12 protein-coding genes are annotated in these 16,772 nt (G+C 72.3%); 8 read left to right on the top strand and 4 right to left on the bottom strand.

Annotated elements, in window-relative coordinates; all coding sequences use genetic code 11:
• The first annotated feature begins 20 nt into the window (after positions 1 to 20).
• The 4 genes from AB0Q99_RS30875 (at position 21) to AB0Q99_RS30860 (ending at position 4,337) form a co-directional block, all read left to right on the top strand.
• A complete protein-coding gene (locus AB0Q99_RS30875; protein WP_363576963.1) occupies positions 21 to 1,085 on the top strand; it encodes a 3-oxoacyl-[acyl-carrier-protein] synthase III C-terminal domain-containing protein in 1,065 nt (354 codons plus the stop codon).
• 6 nt (positions 1,086 to 1,091) lie between these two features.
• Positions 1,092 to 1,613, top strand: a complete 522-nt coding sequence (locus AB0Q99_RS30870; RefSeq protein WP_363576961.1) for an isoprenylcysteine carboxyl methyltransferase family protein — start codon at positions 1,092 to 1,094, stop codon at positions 1,611 to 1,613.
• Positions 1,610 to 2,632, top strand: coding sequence for an NAD(P)/FAD-dependent oxidoreductase (locus AB0Q99_RS30865; RefSeq protein WP_363576959.1), 1,023 nt, complete (start codon positions 1,610 to 1,612; stop codon positions 2,630 to 2,632). The genes AB0Q99_RS30870 and AB0Q99_RS30865 overlap by 4 nt, the downstream gene beginning before the upstream one ends.
• Positions 2,633 to 2,984: 352 nt before the next feature.
• On the top strand, positions 2,985 to 4,337 hold the full coding sequence (locus AB0Q99_RS30860; protein WP_363576958.1) for an endonuclease domain-containing protein: 1,353 nt from the start codon (positions 2,985 to 2,987) through the stop codon (positions 4,335 to 4,337).
• Between the two features lie 378 nt (positions 4,338 to 4,715).
• Here AB0Q99_RS30860 and AB0Q99_RS30855 read toward each other — a convergent pair whose 3' ends face one another.
• Positions 4,716 to 5,144: a thioredoxin family protein gene (locus AB0Q99_RS30855; RefSeq protein ID WP_363576956.1), complete on the bottom strand. Its 429-nt coding sequence runs from the start codon at positions 5,142 to 5,144 to the stop codon at positions 4,716 to 4,718.
• Positions 5,137 to 5,595 (bottom strand): DUF4395 domain-containing protein, encoded by a 459-nt coding sequence (locus AB0Q99_RS30850; RefSeq protein WP_363576954.1) that lies wholly within the window; start codon positions 5,593 to 5,595, stop codon positions 5,137 to 5,139. Before AB0Q99_RS30850 ends, AB0Q99_RS30855 begins: the two co-directional genes overlap by 8 nt.
• A gap of 829 nt (positions 5,596 to 6,424) precedes the next feature.
• Between AB0Q99_RS30850 and AB0Q99_RS30845 the strand changes: the two genes are divergently transcribed.
• Positions 6,425 to 7,783, top strand: coding sequence for a bifunctional o-acetylhomoserine/o-acetylserine sulfhydrylase (locus AB0Q99_RS30845; protein ID WP_363576952.1), 1,359 nt, complete (start codon positions 6,425 to 6,427; stop codon positions 7,781 to 7,783).
• The gene (locus AB0Q99_RS30840; RefSeq protein ID WP_363576998.1) at positions 7,780 to 8,928 is read left to right on the top strand and encodes a homoserine O-acetyltransferase; all 1,149 of its coding nucleotides are present in this window, start codon (positions 7,780 to 7,782) and stop codon (positions 8,926 to 8,928) included. Before AB0Q99_RS30845 ends, AB0Q99_RS30840 begins: the two co-directional genes overlap by 4 nt.
• Before the next feature lie 393 nt (positions 8,929 to 9,321).
• On the opposite strand, the gene AB0Q99_RS30835 is transcribed toward AB0Q99_RS30840, so the two are convergent.
• Positions 9,322 to 10,866: a nucleobase:cation symporter-2 family protein gene (locus tag AB0Q99_RS30835; protein ID WP_363576950.1), complete on the bottom strand. Its 1,545-nt coding sequence runs from the start codon at positions 10,864 to 10,866 to the stop codon at positions 9,322 to 9,324.
• 1,460 nt (positions 10,867 to 12,326) lie between these two features.
• Positions 12,327 to 13,112 carry an HAD family acid phosphatase gene (locus tag AB0Q99_RS30830; protein ID WP_363576949.1) on the bottom strand — a complete coding sequence of 262 codons (786 nt, stop codon included), beginning with the start codon at positions 13,110 to 13,112 and terminating at the stop codon, positions 12,327 to 12,329.
• A 417-nt stretch (positions 13,113 to 13,529) separates the two neighbouring features.
• Between AB0Q99_RS30830 and AB0Q99_RS30825 the strand changes: the two genes are divergently transcribed.
• The gene (locus tag AB0Q99_RS30825) at positions 13,530 to 15,668 is read left to right on the top strand and encodes a hypothetical protein (RefSeq protein ID WP_363576947.1); all 2,139 of its coding nucleotides are present in this window, start codon (positions 13,530 to 13,532) and stop codon (positions 15,666 to 15,668) included.
• 91 nt (positions 15,669 to 15,759) lie between these two features.
• The gene (locus tag AB0Q99_RS30820; protein ID WP_363576945.1) at positions 15,760 to 16,668 is read left to right on the top strand and encodes an ABC transporter substrate-binding protein; all 909 of its coding nucleotides are present in this window, start codon (positions 15,760 to 15,762) and stop codon (positions 16,666 to 16,668) included.
• The last annotated feature ends 104 nt before the right edge of the window (positions 16,669 to 16,772 follow it).

Genomic DNA, 16,772 nt, shown 5'->3' with positions numbered 1-16,772 from the left:
ATTGGCCGTAGTCTGGCCGGATGACCAGAGTCGCCGCCGTCTGCGGGGTGCTCCCGCCGCACCGGTACGAGCAGGGCGAGATCACCGAGGCCCTCGCAGCGATGTGCCTGCCGCCCGACGGGGAACGCGCAGTGCTGGAACGGCTGCACGCCACCTCCACCGTCGGCACCCGCCATCTGGTCCTGCCGCTGGAGCGCTACCCGGCGCTGGACGGTTTCGGGCAGGCCAACGACCTGTTCGTCGAAGCCGGGGTGGAACTCGCCGAGCAGGCGCTGACCGGTGCCCTGGCGTCGGCCGGGCTGGCACCGGAGGAGGTCGACCTGGTGATCTCCACCTCCGTGACCGGCATCGCCGCGCCCTCGCTGGAGGCCCGGCTGGCCGGACGCGTGGGCCTGCGGCCGGACGTGAAGCGCGTGCCGATCTTCGGCCTCGGCTGTGTCGCGGGCGCGGCGGGCCTGGCCCGGCTGCACGACTACCTCGAAGGACATCCCGGGCAGGTCGCGGTCCTGCTCTCGGTCGAACTGTGCTCGCTCACCCTGCAGCGCACCGACGCCTCGGTGCAGAACCTGGTGGCCGGCGCGCTGTTCGGCGACGGCGCCGCCGCGCTGGTGGCCGTCGGCCGACAGCACCCGCGCCACCAGGAGTGTGCGGGTCCGGAGGTGGTGGCCACCCGCAGCCGGCTGTACCCCGGCACCGAGCGCGCGCTGGGCTGGGACATCGGCGACACCGGATTCAAGATCGTACTCGGCGCCGAACTGCCCGATCTGGTCCGCCTGCACGTCGGCGAGGACGTCAGGGCCTTCCTCGCCGAGCACGACCTGAAGCCGCCGGACGTCACCGGCTGGGTCGCCCATCCGGGCGGCCCCAAGGTGCTGGACGCCCTGGGCGAAGCACTCGGGCTGGACGCCCGGGCGCTGGAGCTGACGCGGCGTTCGCTGTCCCGGGTCGGCAACCTCTCCTCCGCCTCGGTACTCCACATCCTGCGGGACACCCTCGAACTGTGCCCGCCGCCGCCCGGCACGCCCGGCCTGCTCCTCGCCATGGGACCGGGCTTCTGCTCCGAACTCGTCCTGCTCCGCTGGTAGGTCCACGTGCTCCCCTACACCCTGCTGATCCTCCTGGTGGCCGCCGAACGCGTCGCCGAGCTCGCCGTCGCGCGCCGCAACGCCGCCTGGAGCCGTGCGCGCGGCGGCGTCGAGTACGGCCGCGGCCACTACCCCGTGATGGTCCTGCTGCACACCGGACTGCTGGCCGGCTGCCTGGCCGAGGTCCGGTTCGCCGACCGCCCGTTCCCGCCCGCCCTGGGCTGGCCGATGCTCGTCCTGGCGCTCGGTGCCCAGGCACTGCGCTGGTGGTGCATCGGCACGCTGGGGCCGCGCTGGAACACCCGGGTCATCGTGGTACCCGGACTGCCCCTGGTCACCACGGGCCCCTACCGGCTGCTCAGCCACCCCAACTACCTCGCCGTCGTCGCCGAAGGGGCCGCGCTGCCCCTCGTCCACGGCGCCTGGCTCACCGCGACCGCCTTCACCCTGCTCAACCTGCCCCTGCTCGCCACCCGGCTGCGCTGCGAGAACGCCGCCCTGGCCGGCTGCACCGCGGTGCCGACGTGATCGACCTGCTGGTCGCCGGCGGCGGACCCGCCGGCCTCGCCACCGCGATCCACGCCGCCCTGACCGGGCTCGACGCGGTGGTCCTCGAACCACGACCGGCCCCGATCGACAAGGCGTGCGGCGAGGGACTGATGCCCGGGGCCGTCCACGCCCTGGCCACGCTGGGGGTGCCCTTGGCCGGCCACCCGATCCACGGCATCCGCTACCTCGACGACCGCCACCGCGCCGAGGGCAGGTTCCGCCGCGAAGCGGGGATGGGCGTACGGCGGACCGTCCTGCACGCGGCGCTGTCGCGCCGGGCGGCCGAGCTCGGCGTGCCGACGCTGCCGCGGAAGGTCACCGCCGTCCACCAGGACGACGACAGCGTCACCGCCGCCGGCCTCACCGCCCGCTACCTGGTCGCCGCGGACGGTCTGCACTCGCCCGTCAGGCGGCAGTTGGGCCTGGAACGCCCCGACCCGCGACCACCGCGCTACGGACTGCGGCGGCACTTCGCGGTGGCGCCCTGGACCGACTGCGTGGAAGTCCACTGGTCCGCACTGGGCGAGGCCTACGTCACCCCGCTGGGCCCGGACCTGATCGGCGTCGCCATCCTGACCGGCGAGCGAATGCCGTTCGACGCGTTGCTGCCCGCGTTCCCCGCGCTCCTTCACCGCCTCGCCGCCCAGGCCGACTTGGCCGCCTCCGGCGTCCGCGGCGCCGGACCGATGCGCCGGATGGTCCGGGCCAGGGTGGCCGGGCGCGTCCTTCTGGTCGGCGACGCCGCCGGCTACATCGACGCACTCACCGGAGAGGGCCTCTCCCTCGCCCTCACCGGTGCCGCCCACCTGGTGCGCTGCGTACGCGCCGACCGACCGCAGGAGTACGAGCAGGCCTGGCGGCGGGCCACCCGAAACCACCGCCTGCTCACCGACGCGCTGGTACGCATCCGCGCCAACCCGCTCCTGGCCCCGCGCATCGTCCCACTGGCCACCCGCGCCCCTGCGCTCTTCACCGCCCTGGTCAACCGCCTCACCTGACCTCCTCATCTGACCGCCCCGGCGCATCTGGGCGAACAGGTCGTCCACGGCGATCCATCGACCGACGGTGCGGGCGGCGGGCGCCCGGCCGACGAGCTCACGGCGCGGTCGGACGGCGGTGAGCACGTTCGCGGCGCGCTGGCCCTTGATCTCCTCGATCCGGGAGAACGCGTCCGGCAAGGCCTTCTTCAGCCGGCGGTGCCGCCGGGCGACGATGGCCTCGTGCGCGGGCTCGGCGAGTGCGGTACGGCCGCGCGGGGTCAGCGTGAGCCTGCCGGGCGCGAGGGTCGCCGGGCCGCCGGCCTGGAGGAGCAGCGGCCGGGCGAAGGCGGCGACTGATAGCGTGCCGGGCATGCCGCACCGCGCCACTCCGCGCCGCACGGGCCACCTTCTGCCCCTGGCCGTCGCCGATGCCTTGTGGGCCGAGTTGATGGCCGACAGTGTGTTGCCGGCCGCCGGGCAGGCGTTCACCGGCCTCCCGGCCGATCCGCGGGCGGGGTACGTGCTGCTCGGCGCGCGTGCGGTGCCGACGGTGAAGGGCGTCGGCGGCCGGTGGCATGTTCAGGAGGCCGATGTGCGCCGGGCGGCCGAGGAGCTGCGTGCGGTCACGGTGAGCGGGGTCGGCCTGGTCCGGGTCGCTCCTTTCCGCGGGTCACGAGGAGCGGGGCAGGGGAAGGGGCCGGCGCTGCGGTGGCGTCAGCGCCTGGGCGAGGAATGGGCCCGGGCCCGCGTCGGTGCTGCCCCTGGGCGGTTGCCGCACGACAGCGACCGTCTGCCGCATCTGGCGGGGATCGACTGGCGCCTGTCTCTGCTGGAGCGGACCGGAGCAGGGGCAGGGGACACATGGTGGCTGCCTCGCACGCTGGTGAAGGTGCTGGACGCGGCCGAGCACGCCGAGGAACGGTGGTTGCTGGCCGCGCGGACCTGCCAGAGGTGCGACTCTGTGACGGATCAGCCCGAGCAGTGGCGGGTCCAGGCCGACACCGGCCGGCAGACGATCTGCCCCGGCTGCCGCGCGATCACGCTGCGCCCGTACAACGGGGAGCTCGAAGGCCACGTCTACTCGGTGCTGAGCAAGAAGCGCGCCTCGCTGGAGGTGTCCGGGTGGAGCTGCGCCGTCTGCCGGGAAGCACCTGCCCTCGCGGTCGACCACTGCCACGAGCACGGCTACGTCCGCGCGCCCGTCTGCCAGTCCTGCAACACACGGGAACGGCCGAACTACCTCTACGCCAACGACGTGTACGTGACCAGCCGCTACGCGCCCCTCTTCCGTAGCCACGCCGAGGACTGGCTGCGGCACTGGCACCGCTGCCCCGGCTGCCGCGCCCGCACCACCCTGCCGTTGCCGCACCTGGCGGCGCTGACCGCACTCCTGGTCGGCGAACCGCTGCGCCCGACCCACCGTGCCCCCCACAGCTCCCGCGGGCGCAAGCCTTGCGGTGAACTGCGCGCCTCCTGGACGGGAAGTCACAACACGCCCGGCTCCTGCCTGATCACCCTGAGCGTGGACTACTGTCCCAGCGGGGAGCACCGCGTCCTGGCACAAGTCCCCTACCGCGAAGCCGTCGACCGATTCCGCACCTGGCTGGCCGAGACGGCCCCGGCGGTGGCCGCTGCCGCGGGGCCCGGCCGCCACGACACCGTCCCCGCGCAGTTCAGGCCCGTCGTTCCGGACACCAGCAGCGAGGGCCTGGCCCTGTTCTGAGCGCAGTCGGGGGCGTGTTCCTCCCCGGTCAGGTGGGAGAGGGCACGTCAGAGCTGGTGATCTCGCCGACGGCTGGGGACAACCCCGGTCCGCCACGAGCCCGCGGACCGCTTCCGGCCGGCCGCGCTCTCCAGCCCGGTACCCCGTCCCCGGTGGCGCGAGGTCTTCGCGATCACGCCCGGTACTCTGCCGGCCCGGCATCGCGGACTCGTCGACACCGCCCTGGGCAGACACCCGTACCCACTGGCGTTCCTCGGACACGCGCCGGTCCTCGAGGTCCGCGGCGGGCCTGACCGGAATGTCATCTCGACGGCCGGCCGCTGTTCGCCCGCCGGGCACTCTCGGCGATCGACGACGACCGAAGCCAGCGACCCACGCTCAGCCCGCGGCGGCGACCTCGATCGCGGCGACGACCTCCGTGCGGCGCTGCGGGCCCGAGGCGCGCCGCACGATCCGGCCGTGGCGGTCGAGCACCAGCACGGTCGGAGTGCGCAGGATGTCGAGCCGACCGACCAGGTCGGGGCGTGCCTCGGCGTCGATCTCCACGTGGGCGGCCCCCGGTGTGGCGGCAGCGAGCTCACGGAGGAGCCGGCGTGCCGCCGGGCAGGAGGAGCACAGAGCGGTGGAGAACTGGACGAGCGTCACCCGCTCGCCGAGGTGGCCGCCCAGCTCGGTCGCCGAGAGGAAGCGGCCCGCGTCGGCGCGCCGCCGGCGCAGCCGGCCGTCGTGTGCGGCGCGGACCGTACCGAAGAGGCCCGCCGCGGTGAGTACCGCTGCGCAGACCACGAGCCCGGCCGGGTCAACCACGGTCGGGCTCCGCTCCGCGCAGCCGGACGGCGAGCAGGTAGAGCTCGCAGCCGAGGCAGTAGCCGAAGGCCGCGTTGAGGAACGCCGCGGCGAGCGCGCCCGCGCAGGCCGCGATCCCCAGCCATACCGGTCCGACCAGGTATCCGATGGTCCCCAGGACGCCGAAGCCGAGGCCGACGGCCTGGGCGAATCGGGGCGGCCGCTCGTCCTCCACGTCTTCGGGCGGACCGAGGCGAGGCCGGAGGACAGCGCGATAGAGCAGGCCGTAGGGGGAATACCGCAAACCGAGCAGTGCTCCAACGGCGAAGACGAGCGTCTGCGCGGCCAGCAGCGGGCCGCTGCCGGTCACCAGGCTCACGGCGAGGACCACGGTGGTGACCGCGGCGGCGAAGCGCGGGCCGCGCGGATCGATCACGGCAGCGGCAGGTGTTCCGACGAAGGCGTCAGACATGAGGGGCTCCGAGCAGGGGGCGGGAAACGTCGCGGCGAGGTCAGTGACGACGACATGCCGCGGACCACACCCGACCGAAGTCGATGTGGGCCCTCATCACCAGCGGGGTCTCGGGGAGCACCCGGCCATTGCAGCAACACCGACGGACGGCGTCAACCGAAGTCCGCCCCTCGAACGCAGGCACGCTCCCCCGCCGGCGCGAGTCATCGACGACGCCGCCCTCAACACCTCCTGGCGCACAGCGCTCCGGTGCCCGGCGACCGCCGACCGCCGACCGCCGACCGCCGGGCACCGGGCACCGGGACGGCGAGCGGGAGAACCTGGGAACGCTGTTCCGCCGTGACCGCCTTCGCCCGGCAACTGTGCGCGCCCGCGCCTCCCTTCCGATCCCGGCCGGCCTCGGGGCAGCGAGATCGCCGGTGCCCGAACTTCCTCACCGGTCCGATCCGTTCCCGAGTCGCCACCGAGCCCGCGCAGCCCTGATCCCCTCCCCTTGGCATCCGGACAGTGCTGGTGCTCCGGAGGCCGCCTGTGGTTATCTGCTCCCATGACCGTGCTCGTGACCCGCCGCCACGTGGACTACGTGCGTGTCACCAGCACGGCGTGTCCCGCCGCGCGCTGACGCCGCCGGCCCTCGGGCACGTCGAAGCCGCCCGTCCGGTGCGCTGACACCGAACCCCGGCAGAACGCCTCCCGGCCCGCCACGCGCCGCCCTGCCACCCACACCCATGCCCCCTTCCCGGACACGCGGCTGCTCTCCCGTACCCGTCACACGGACGGTGATCCGCTTCCCGGTCCGGGCGATCACTCGTTGTTCCCAGGGAGAACCATGAGCCAGCCGATCGACTCCGTCACCGCAGGCCTCGCCCCCGAACCGGCCCCCGAACCCGCTGCCCCGGCCTGGTCGTTCGAGACCAAGCAGATCCATGCCGGTGCCACACCGGACCCGACGACCGGAGCCCGCACCGTACCGATCTACCAGACCACCTCGTTCGTCTTCCGCGACACCAAGCACGCCGCCGACCTCTTCTCCCTGGCCGAGCCCGGCAACATCTACACCCGGATCCACAATCCGACCCAGGACGCCTTCGAACAGCGCGTCGCCGCGCTGGAGGGCGGGGTCGCGGCGGTGGCAGTCGCCTCGGGCCAGGCCGCGGAGACGCTGGCCATCCTGACCGTGGCCCGCGCGGGCGACCACATCGTTTCCAGCGCCTCGCTCTACGGCGGCACCTACAACCTCTTCCGGCACACCCTGCCGAAGTTCGGCATCGAGGTGACCTTCGTCGAGGACCCGGACGACATCGACGCATGGCGAGCGGCCATCCGGCCCACGACCAAGGCGCTGTTCGCCGAGACCCTGGGGAACCCCCGCGGCAACGTCCTGGACGTGCGGGCCGTCGCCGACGCCGCGCACGCCGCCGGTCTCCCGCTGATCGTGGACAACACCGTTCCCACCCCGTACCTGCTCCGGCCGATCGAGCACGGCGCCGACATCGTCGTCCACTCCGCGACGAAGTTCCTCGGCGGACACGGCACCACCGTCGCCGGCGTGGTCGTCGACGGCGGCACCTTCGACTTCGGCACCCACGCCGAGCGCTTCCCCGACTTCAACGAACCGGACCCCAGCTACCACGGCCTGCGCTACTGGCCGGCTCTCGGTCCGGGCGCCTTCGCGGCCAAGCTACGCGTCCAGTTGCTCCGCGACCTCGGCCCGGCCATCGCGCCGCACTCCGCCTTCCTGCTGCTGCAGGGCGTGGAGACGCTGTCGCTGCGCATCGAACGGCACTCGGAGAACGCCCAGGCGCTGGCGGAGTGGCTGGAGCGGCGCGACGAAGTCGCCGCCGTGCACTACCCGGGGCTGCCGTCGAACCGCTGGTACCAGGCGGCACGGCACTACCTCCCGCGTGGCGCGGGCGCGGTGCTCGCGTTCGAGCTCCGCGACGGGGTCGAGGCGGGCAGGCGGTTCGTCGACGGAGTCGAGCTGTTCAGCCACCTCGCCAACATCGGCGACGTCCGGAGTCTGATCATCCACCCCGCCTCCACCACCCACAGCCAGCTGGACGAGCGGCAGTTGGCCGCCACCGGCGTCTCCCCGGGCCTCGTGCGGTTGTCCGTCGGACTGGAGAACGTCGCCGACCTGACGGCGGACCTGGAGGCCGGGTTCCGCGCCGCGAAGGGCGCGTCCTGAGCACCGTGGCACAGGCCCCGGTCCCCCTCCCGCCGGCGACCGGGGCCTGGCAGGAGGGGGATCCTCCCGGCGACCGCCGTTGGTACGTCCGGGAGAAGCCGCTGCCCCTCGAAGCCGGTGGAGAACTGCCCCGGGCGCGGCTCGCCTACGAGACCTGGGGCCGGCTCGCACCGGACGCCGGCAACGCGGTGCTGGTCCTGCACGCTCTGACCGGCGACAGCCACGTCGCCGGACCGGCCGGGCCCGGACACCCCACCCCGGGCTGGTGGGACGGGCTGATCGGGCCGGGGCGTCCGCTGGACACCGACCGCTGGTTCGTGGTCGCGCCCAACGTGCTGGGCGGCTGCCAGGGCAGTACCGGCCCGTCCTCCCGGAGGCCGGACGGACGTCGCTGGGGCAGCGCCTTCCCGTTCCTGACCCAGCGTGACCAGGTGTGCATGGAGGCGGGGTTGGCCGACGCGCTGGGGATCGAGCACTGGGCCTTGGTGATCGGCGGCTCGATGGGCGGGATGCGCGCCCTGGAGTGGGCGGTGTCGCACCCGGACCGCGCGCGGGCACTGCTCCTCCTCGCCTGCCCTTCGGCGGCCGGCGCCGAGCAGATCGCCTGGGCCGGCATCCAGCTCCGCGCCATCCGCTCCGACCCGCAGTGGAGCGGCGGCGACTACCACGACCACGGGCCCGGGCGGGGCCCCCACGTCGGCCTGGGCCTGGCCCGGCGCCTCGCCCAGGTCACCTACCGTGCCGAAGCCGAGCTGAGGACCCGCTTCGGGCGGGCCGCACAGGACGGTGAGGACCCGTGGCACGGCGGGCGGTACCAGGTGGAGTCCTACCTCGACCATCACGCGGCCAAGCTGGTGCACCGATTCGACGCCGGCAGCTACGTCACGCTGACCGAGGCCATGAACAGCCATGACGTAGGTCGCGGCCGAGGTGGCACGAGGGCGGCCCTGCGTCGGGTCACGGCCAGGACGTTGGTGGCCGGCGTCGACTCCGACAGGCTGTACCCGCCGTCCCAGCAGGCCGAGCTGGCGGCGGGCATCCCCGGGGCCGACCGGCTGCGTGTGATCGAGTCCCCGTACGGGCACGACGGGTTCCTCGTCGAGACGGAGCAGGTCGCCACCCTGATCAGGGAGCTGACTTCCTGATGCCGCTGGCGTGGCGGCGGTGTGCCCGGCCAGGCACACCGCCACCACGACCCGCACCGCCCTGGTGCCGGCTTTCGGGACGACACGGGTTCCACTCGCTCCGACGGCCCGCGGCCCGCTGAACCCGATGATGACCGCGCTCGCCGCGCCGGACTTCGCTCCTGGTGGTGGCCGACAGCCCGCGCCCGCAGGTCAGGCCGCCCGCAGCGCCCGGCCGTAGCGGCATCCGGCAGGGGTCCGAAAGAGGCCTTTTCCATGTCAGATCGAACAATCACCCGCCTGTTCGGCACTTCCGAGCGGCCGGGGGACCGCTGTGCCGGACGCCGTCGGATGACGGCGTGGCCCGTTCTGACCCGCGACAACCACGGCGGCCGGACCCACGACGAGCCGGGTTCACCGTGGACGACGGCCGCATCCGCATTGTCCGCCACGCGCTGCGGAGACGCCGGGGTACGGGGACTCCCAGAAGTAGGTGTGCGATGACAAGGTGATCCGCCGCACGCATGACGCCGAACAGCTCTCCGGCACCGGATCCCCCTCCGCCGCGGCGGGAGAGACGTCCGAGGTCGCCACGGAGCGGAGAGGCGGCAGCTTGAGGTGGTTGAAGAGCAGGTTCAGGGTGAACGCGAGCATCACCGTCAAGGTGATCGGACTGCCGAAGACGGTCTGCGCCCACGCGGGGAAGTGGTGGAAGAACACCTCGTTGCCGTACGGGTCGGTGGCGACCACCGGCAGCAGGCCGACGCCGAGCGAGACCGCGACGACCAGGAGGTTGTGGTTCCCGTTGAACTCGACGTTCCTCAGCATCTGTACGCCAACGGCGGTGACCGTCGCGAACATCACCAGGGCCGCGCCGCCGACCACCGGCTCGGGGACGGCCGCGATCAGCGCACCGACTTTGGGCACCAGGCCCATCACCAGCAGGAAGCAGCCCGTCATCGCGACCACCCAGCGGCTGCGCACCCCCGTCATCTGCACCAGGCCGACGTTCTCCGCGTACGCCGTGTCGGGGAAGGAGTTCATGAAGCCGCCGAGCACGGCGGACAGGCCGTCGGTGGCGAGACCGCGCGCGAGGTCCGCGTCGGTCAGCTCCTTGCCGGTCATCTCGGCCACCGCGAGCATGTCCGCGGTGGACTCGGTGTAGGTCACCAGCATCACGATGCACATCGAGACGATCGCCGCCGCGTCGAACCGGGGTGCGCCGAAGTGGAACGGCGCGGCGATGCCGAACCAGCCTGCGGAGCGGACGCCGCTCAGGTCGAACAGGTGCACCGGGATCGAGGCCAGCGTGCCGAGGGCCAGTGCCAGCAGCGGCGCGAGCTGGCCCAGGAAGCCGCGCAGCAGTCGGCTGAACAGCACGATCAGCGCGATCACGGCGAAGCCGAGGGCGATGTGCGACAGCTTCCCGTAGTCGGCGGCCGAGGTGTCGTGCCCGGCGATCATGCCCGCTCCCGGACCGATCAGCGAGAGCCCGATGATCATGATGACCGTGCCCGCCACCAGGGGCGGGAAGAACTTGATCATCTTGGCGAACGGTTTCGCGATGAGCAGGCCGAACACGCCGGAGACGAGCATCGCGCCGTAGACCGTGGGCAGTCCGTGGCTGGCCGCGATGGTGATCATCGGACTGACCACGGTGAAGGTGGCGCCGGCCACCACCGGCAGCCGGACACCGAGGAGGTGGGAGACGCCCACCGCCTGGATGATCGTCGCGATACCGGCGACCAGCAGGTCGGCGCTGACCAGCAGCGCGATGGTGTGCAGGTCGAGCTTGAGGGCGCTGCCCACGATGAACGGGACGGCGACGGCGCCCGCGTACATGACGAAGACGTGCTGGAGGCCGAGGATCGCCAACCGTGGTGCGGGCAGCATCTGATCGACGGGGTGGACCGGCGCGGGGCCGGATGTGGCGTTCTCGGACTCGCCGTGCGAGCGCATGGGTACCTCCGGTGGTACGCGGACAGCGTCCTTCCGGACCGGGCGCGACGCTGCGGCGGTCCTGGTGGCAGACGAAATGGCGGCCAGGTCGTGAAGGTGAGGGAAAGACGTCCGGGAGCGTTGATCCCGCCTGGAACGCGGGTGCCGGCATCGGGCTGTAAAGACTCTAGAGGCCCGGCCGGTGACCAGAGCCACTGTGTGATCCGCCATCCGGCGGGATCGAACAGCCGCACCCGGCTGTGGATACCGCCAGCATCCGCAAACCGGTCCACTGGTCGTGACAATTCGTCAAACTCGCCGAAACGCAACACTGCTCCCATGAGCAGGCGGCGCCGGCGAGCTGCTGCCCGACCTGCCCGTCAGAACGTTGCGCGGGTCCCGGGCACTGGAACGGACCGCTGATGCCCGCACCGCCCGCGCCGTCAGGCTGTCCGAGTCCCCACGCGTCCACGCGGAACGCGATGTCCTCATCACGGAGCTCAAAGGAGGGCCCGATGCGCCTCGCTCCACGGGAGACCGACAAGCCGTACGTCTACGTCGCGGTCGATCCGACCCGCCGCCGCCCTCGTCCTGAGCGACGGCCATGAGAGCGGTGGCGCCCGGGACCGGAAGGGCCGCACCGCGCACGGGTAGGCGCGCCGACGTGTCGTGCATCGGGGCTCATCGCGCCGTGCCGAGGCGGTCTGCTGTGCGGTTGGTGCAACACTTCGCCCAGTACGACGAGTTCGCCGTCGAATCCGCGGTCGCGCAGGCGTTCCGCCGCGCTGAGCCCGGCCGAGCCGCCACCGGCGACCACGGTCCGCCGACCGCCGGCCTTCTCGTACGCGTCCGACGGCGAGCCGGGAATCGCGGCCGTCCCGGCCCCGGGCGCTGTGTGGAGCGCGGACAGCACGTGCGGCACCGCTACAGCGAACATGGTCAGGACCGGTCCTTGACTTCTCGTCCGAGCGGGCGCCCCGCAATGGCGTCGCCACGACGTGGTCGCCCACGAGTGCTCGACGACGGCGGACGTGACGGGTGGGGGAGTTGACCGCCCGTCCGCCGACGGGGCACGTCGGCCGCACGGGGAAGGCGGGCCGACGCAACCGATCGTAGACACGTTCGAACCTTCGGATCGCCGCCCGCAGAGGGCCCTATGGAACCCCTGAGGTTCCGCTCACCCGCCCCTGCGGCGGCGCCGGCACGTCCTCGGACGCCCGGGGTCGGCGACGCGGCGGTCCGGCACCGTAGCGGTGAACCCGGCGTCGTCCGTCTGGTGTCCGCGGTGCCGGCCTCCGGCTTCACGATGAAGGTGAAGCGGCCCGAGCCGGCCCCGCCTCGCTCGCGGTGGACTTCTCCGACGGCACGCAGACCTCCGAGACCAGCGTCACCGGCAGCTGAGTGCCTCACGGGCAGCGACAGCGCCGATGGCCCGATGCCGCCGATTGGTGGCATCGGGCCGGCTCAGCGGCGCTCCCCGGCTACGGCAGGTAGTACATCGGGTTCGGCAGCTTGAAGGTCCGGTCGGCGTGGCCGCCGGACAGGTCGCTCTGCTGGTCCCCGAAGTTGCCCACGATGTCGTAGCCGAGGCTCTCTATGTGGGCCCGGGTACCGGACTTGTACTCCACGACGGAACAGGTCGCGCCGCAGCTCAGGTAGGACGGGGGTGCGCTCTTGTCCTTCATGAACAGGTGCGCCGGGTCCGCGGCGGGGTAGCCGACGGCGGCGAGGTTGGCCGCGGTGGCGGCGCGCTGGGACTCGGGGCGGCCGGTGACGTAGAAGACGGTGTAGCCCTGCTGCTGCGCGCGGGCCGCCAGTTCGTTCATGCCGAAGACGGCCGGCATGGTCTTGGTGGCGATGTACTGGGCGTTGCCGGCGGGGCTGTAGACGAAGGTCGTCTCCAGCTCGTAGTTGTACGTGGACAGCGAGGTGTCGTCCACGTCGAGGACGATGGCCTTGCGGTCGCCGTGGCCCTGCTTCGCGCGCTGGGCCAGGTACTTCTCGGCCTGGTTCTCGATGCCGCGGACCTGGACGGCGTAGTTGCTGTCGGCGGACGGCCAGTGCTCGCCGTTGGCGTCGACGGTGTCGCCGTAGTACGCCTTGATCTTGGCCACTTCGTCGGTCATGTTGGTGATCTGACGGTCCGTCCGGGGGACTTTCGCGTCGGCCGAAGCGAGTCCTCCGCCGGCCACCGACGCACCGACGGCGACGCCGACGGCAAGGGTGGCCAGCATCCGGGCAGGCGGCATCGGGGTACTTCTGCGCATGAGGGTTGGCTCCTTCTGCCGCGTGCCACGACGGACGTGACTCGCCCGTCGAGCTGTGCGGCGGCTCCGTGTGCCCCGCACCGTAGGGTCGATCAACCTGGCAGGTCAAGGCACGTCTACGCGCACGGTCTACGCGCGATGCCGACCGGACCACGTCTCAGCAGGTGGAATATCAACCCGATTGCCTTCTACAGACTGTTGCAATTGGTTCAGACTGTGGCAACCTTTCGTCCACTTCGCCGGATCACCCCCGGGCGATGCGTACCGTCCCCGCGTGCTGTCCTTCATGCGCGCCGCCGTGCCCGCACATCGCCGTGCCCGCACATCGCCGTGTCTGCGCACTGCCGCTCCCGCACATCGCCGTGCCCGCGCACTGCCGTTCACGCGTGCCCCCTACCCGCCCCACAAGGAGTCAGCATGGGCACCCGACGCCCCACCGTCGTCGCCCTGGCCGCAGCCGCGGCACTCGGCGCAGGCCTGCTCGCCGTCCCGCAGGCCTCCGCCGCCGACGAGCACCCGGACCCCGGCCATCGCGAGAGCGGATGCGTCATGCGGGCCGGAGACCAGCGGGTCGACCACGTCATCTACCTGACGTTCGACAACGTGCACTTCACCCGCGACAACCCGAACGTGCCCTCCGACCTGGAGCAGATGCCTCACCTGCTCGACTTCCTGGAGCACAACGGGACGGTCGACACCTCCCACCACACCCCGCTGATCGCCCACACCGGCAACGACATCCTCACCCAGCTCACCGGGCTCTACGGCGGCGATCACGGACAGCCGGTGTCCAACTCCTACCGGTACTACAAGCCTGACGGGACCAGCGCGTCCGCCCGCACCTTCGCGTACTGGACCGACGGCATCGCCGACCCCTCCACGCCGGCTCCCACCGACACCGCTCCGACCATGGTCACTCCGGACGGCCGGAACACCCCCGCCCCCTGGACCGCCTACACCCGGGCGGGCTGCGACTTCGGCGCGGTCTCGACGGCCAACACCGTGCTGGAGAACACCACCTCCGACGTCGCCAAGGTCTTCGGCCCCGACTCCCCCGAGGCCGCCGAGGCCAAGGCCGACCCCGTCCGGGCCCAGGCCGACATCGTCGGCATCGGCGTCCACTGCGCGCAGGGCTCCGCGCACTGCGCCACACCCGCCGCCCGGCCGGACCTGCTGCCCGACGAACCCGGCGGCTACCACGGGTACCAGGCCCTCTACGGCGCCCACAGCGTCGACGCCGTGATCTCACCCGACCACCCGGTCCGCACGATCGGCGGAGCCCCCGTCACGGACAAGGCCGGCAACCCCGGCTTCCCCGGCTTCGACTCGATGTCCGCCGACAACACCCTCGGCTACCTCGCCACCATGCAGGAAGCCGGCGTGCCCGTCACCTACGGCTACATCTCGGACGCCCACGACCGCTACCCCGGCGGCAGCGCCTACGGCCCCGGCGAAGCCGGATACGTCGCCCAGCTGAAGGCCTACGACCAGGCCTTCGACGGCTTCTTCCAGCGCCTGGCCAAGGACGGCATCACCCCCGCCAACAGCCTTTTCGTCGTCACCTCCGACGAGAACGACCACTTCGTGGGCGGCAAGCCCAGCCCGGCCGGCTGCGACGGCGTCACCACCCCCTGCAGCTACCAGCAGATCGGCGAGATCAACGTCAACGTCCGCGGACTGCTCGCCACCCAGCAGCACCTCGCCACCCCCTTCCAGCTGAAGTCCGAGTCCGCCCCGAGCTTCTACCTCGACGGCAACCCCGCCCCCGACGCCGCCGCCACCCGCGACTTCGAACGCGCCGTCTCCCGGCTGACCGCGGTCAACCCGCTCACCGGCACCACCGAACCGATCAGCAACCGACTCGCCGACCGCACCGAGATGAAGCTCCTCCACATGGTCACCGGCGACCCCCTGCGCACCGCCACCTTCACCGACTTCCTCGACCCCAACTACCTCGCCATCGCCGGTGCCGCGAACTGCACCACCCCCTGCGTCGGCCTGAACGCCGCAGAGGCCTGGAACCACGGCGACTTCGCACCCGACATCAACACCACCTGGCTCGGCCTGGCCGGCCCCGGCGTCAAGCACCTCGGCGCCACCGGCGCCGTCTGGTCCGACCACACCGACATCCGCCCCACGATGCTCGCCCTGCTCGGCCTGCACGACGTCTACGCCCACGACGGCCGCGTCCTGACCGAGTTCCTCGCGCCCTGCGCACTCCCGGCAAGCCTGCGCACCGCCGACCAGGCCGACTACCGGCGCCTGGCCGCCGACTACAAGCAACTCAACGCCGGAGTCGGTGAGTTCGCCTCCGCCACGCTCGCCGCCAGCACCACCGCCGCAGCCTCCAGAACCCCCGGTGACACCCGCTACACGGACACCGCGGCCAAGCTCGCCGCCCTCGGCGACCAGCGCGACCGCCTCGCCCGCCAGATCGACGACCTCCTCGACTCCACGACCCCTCGCTCCGGCCGGCCCACCCCGGCAACGGCCAGGACCCTCGCCCGCCAGGCCGAGGACCTGATCCACCAGGCCGACCGGCTCGCCCGCGGCTGACCCCGCCACGCGGCGGTGGACGGGACCTCCCCGCCCACCGCCGCCGCACGTCCACCCACCACCCCACGTCGCCCGCGCCCAGGACTCACCCATGCCCCGAACCCCCGCCGGCCGGACAGCGCTGGCCGCCACCGGCCTCTGCGGCCTGCTGGCAGCCGGCTGCGCCTCCGCCCCGGCCCCGCCCGACTCGCCCTCCGCCCTCCGAGCCCGGCTGCCGCAGTCGATCCGTGCCAGCGGCGAACTGCGCATCGGCTCCTACCTCAACTACGTCCCCGTGGACTTCAAGGACCCCGGCGGCACACCCATCGGTCTCGACCCGGACCTCGCGGCGGCTCTCGGCTCCTACCTCGGCCTGCGCGTGAAGATCCTCGACATGCCCTTCAACGACCTCATCCCGGCCGTCCAGTCCGGGAAGATCGATCTGGCGATGTCCGCCGTCATCGACTCCCGCGACCGCCAGCAGGGCAAGGACGCCACCGGCCACTTCACCAACCCTGGCGTGGACTTCGTCGACTACTTCCTCACCGGCACCTCGATCCTGGTCAAGGCCGGCAACCCCCTGGGCCTCACCACCCTGGACAGCCTGTGCGGCCACACCATCGCCGTACAGACCAACTCCGTCCAGATCAAAGTCGCCAAGACCCAGTCCGCCGCCTGCACCAGGGCCGGCAAACCGCTGCGGATCGACTCCACGGACACCGACGAGCAGGCCGCGGCCGAAGTCTCCTCCGGAACCGCCGCCGCCGACCTCAACGACTACCCCGCCGCCTCCTACAACACCACCGCGCCGGCCCGCCGGGGCATGTTCCAACTGGTCGGCAAATACCAGGAGTCGAGCCTCTACGGGATCGTGGTCGGCCGGGACCGGCAGAACCTGTCCGACGTGCTGTCCCGAACCATCCGGGAGTTGATCAGCAACGGCACCTACCAGAAGATCCTCGACAAGTGGAACGTCGGCAACGGCGCTGTCGTCAGCGCCACCGTGAACGCCGGGCTCTGATCCCGGCCCCACACCGACGACCCACGGACGGCGTGCCCGGGGCAGTGCGCCCCGGGCACGCCGCCATGCACCGATCCGGCCTGCCGCCCGCTGCCGGCTGCCGG

The sequence above is a fragment of the Kitasatospora sp. NPDC086791 genome, from assembly GCF_040685975.1.
Lineage (GTDB): Bacteria > Actinomycetota > Actinomycetes > Streptomycetales > Streptomycetaceae > Kitasatospora.
The sequence above is the reverse complement of the archived record's forward strand: the minus strand, read 5'-3'. Positions and strand labels throughout refer to the sequence as shown.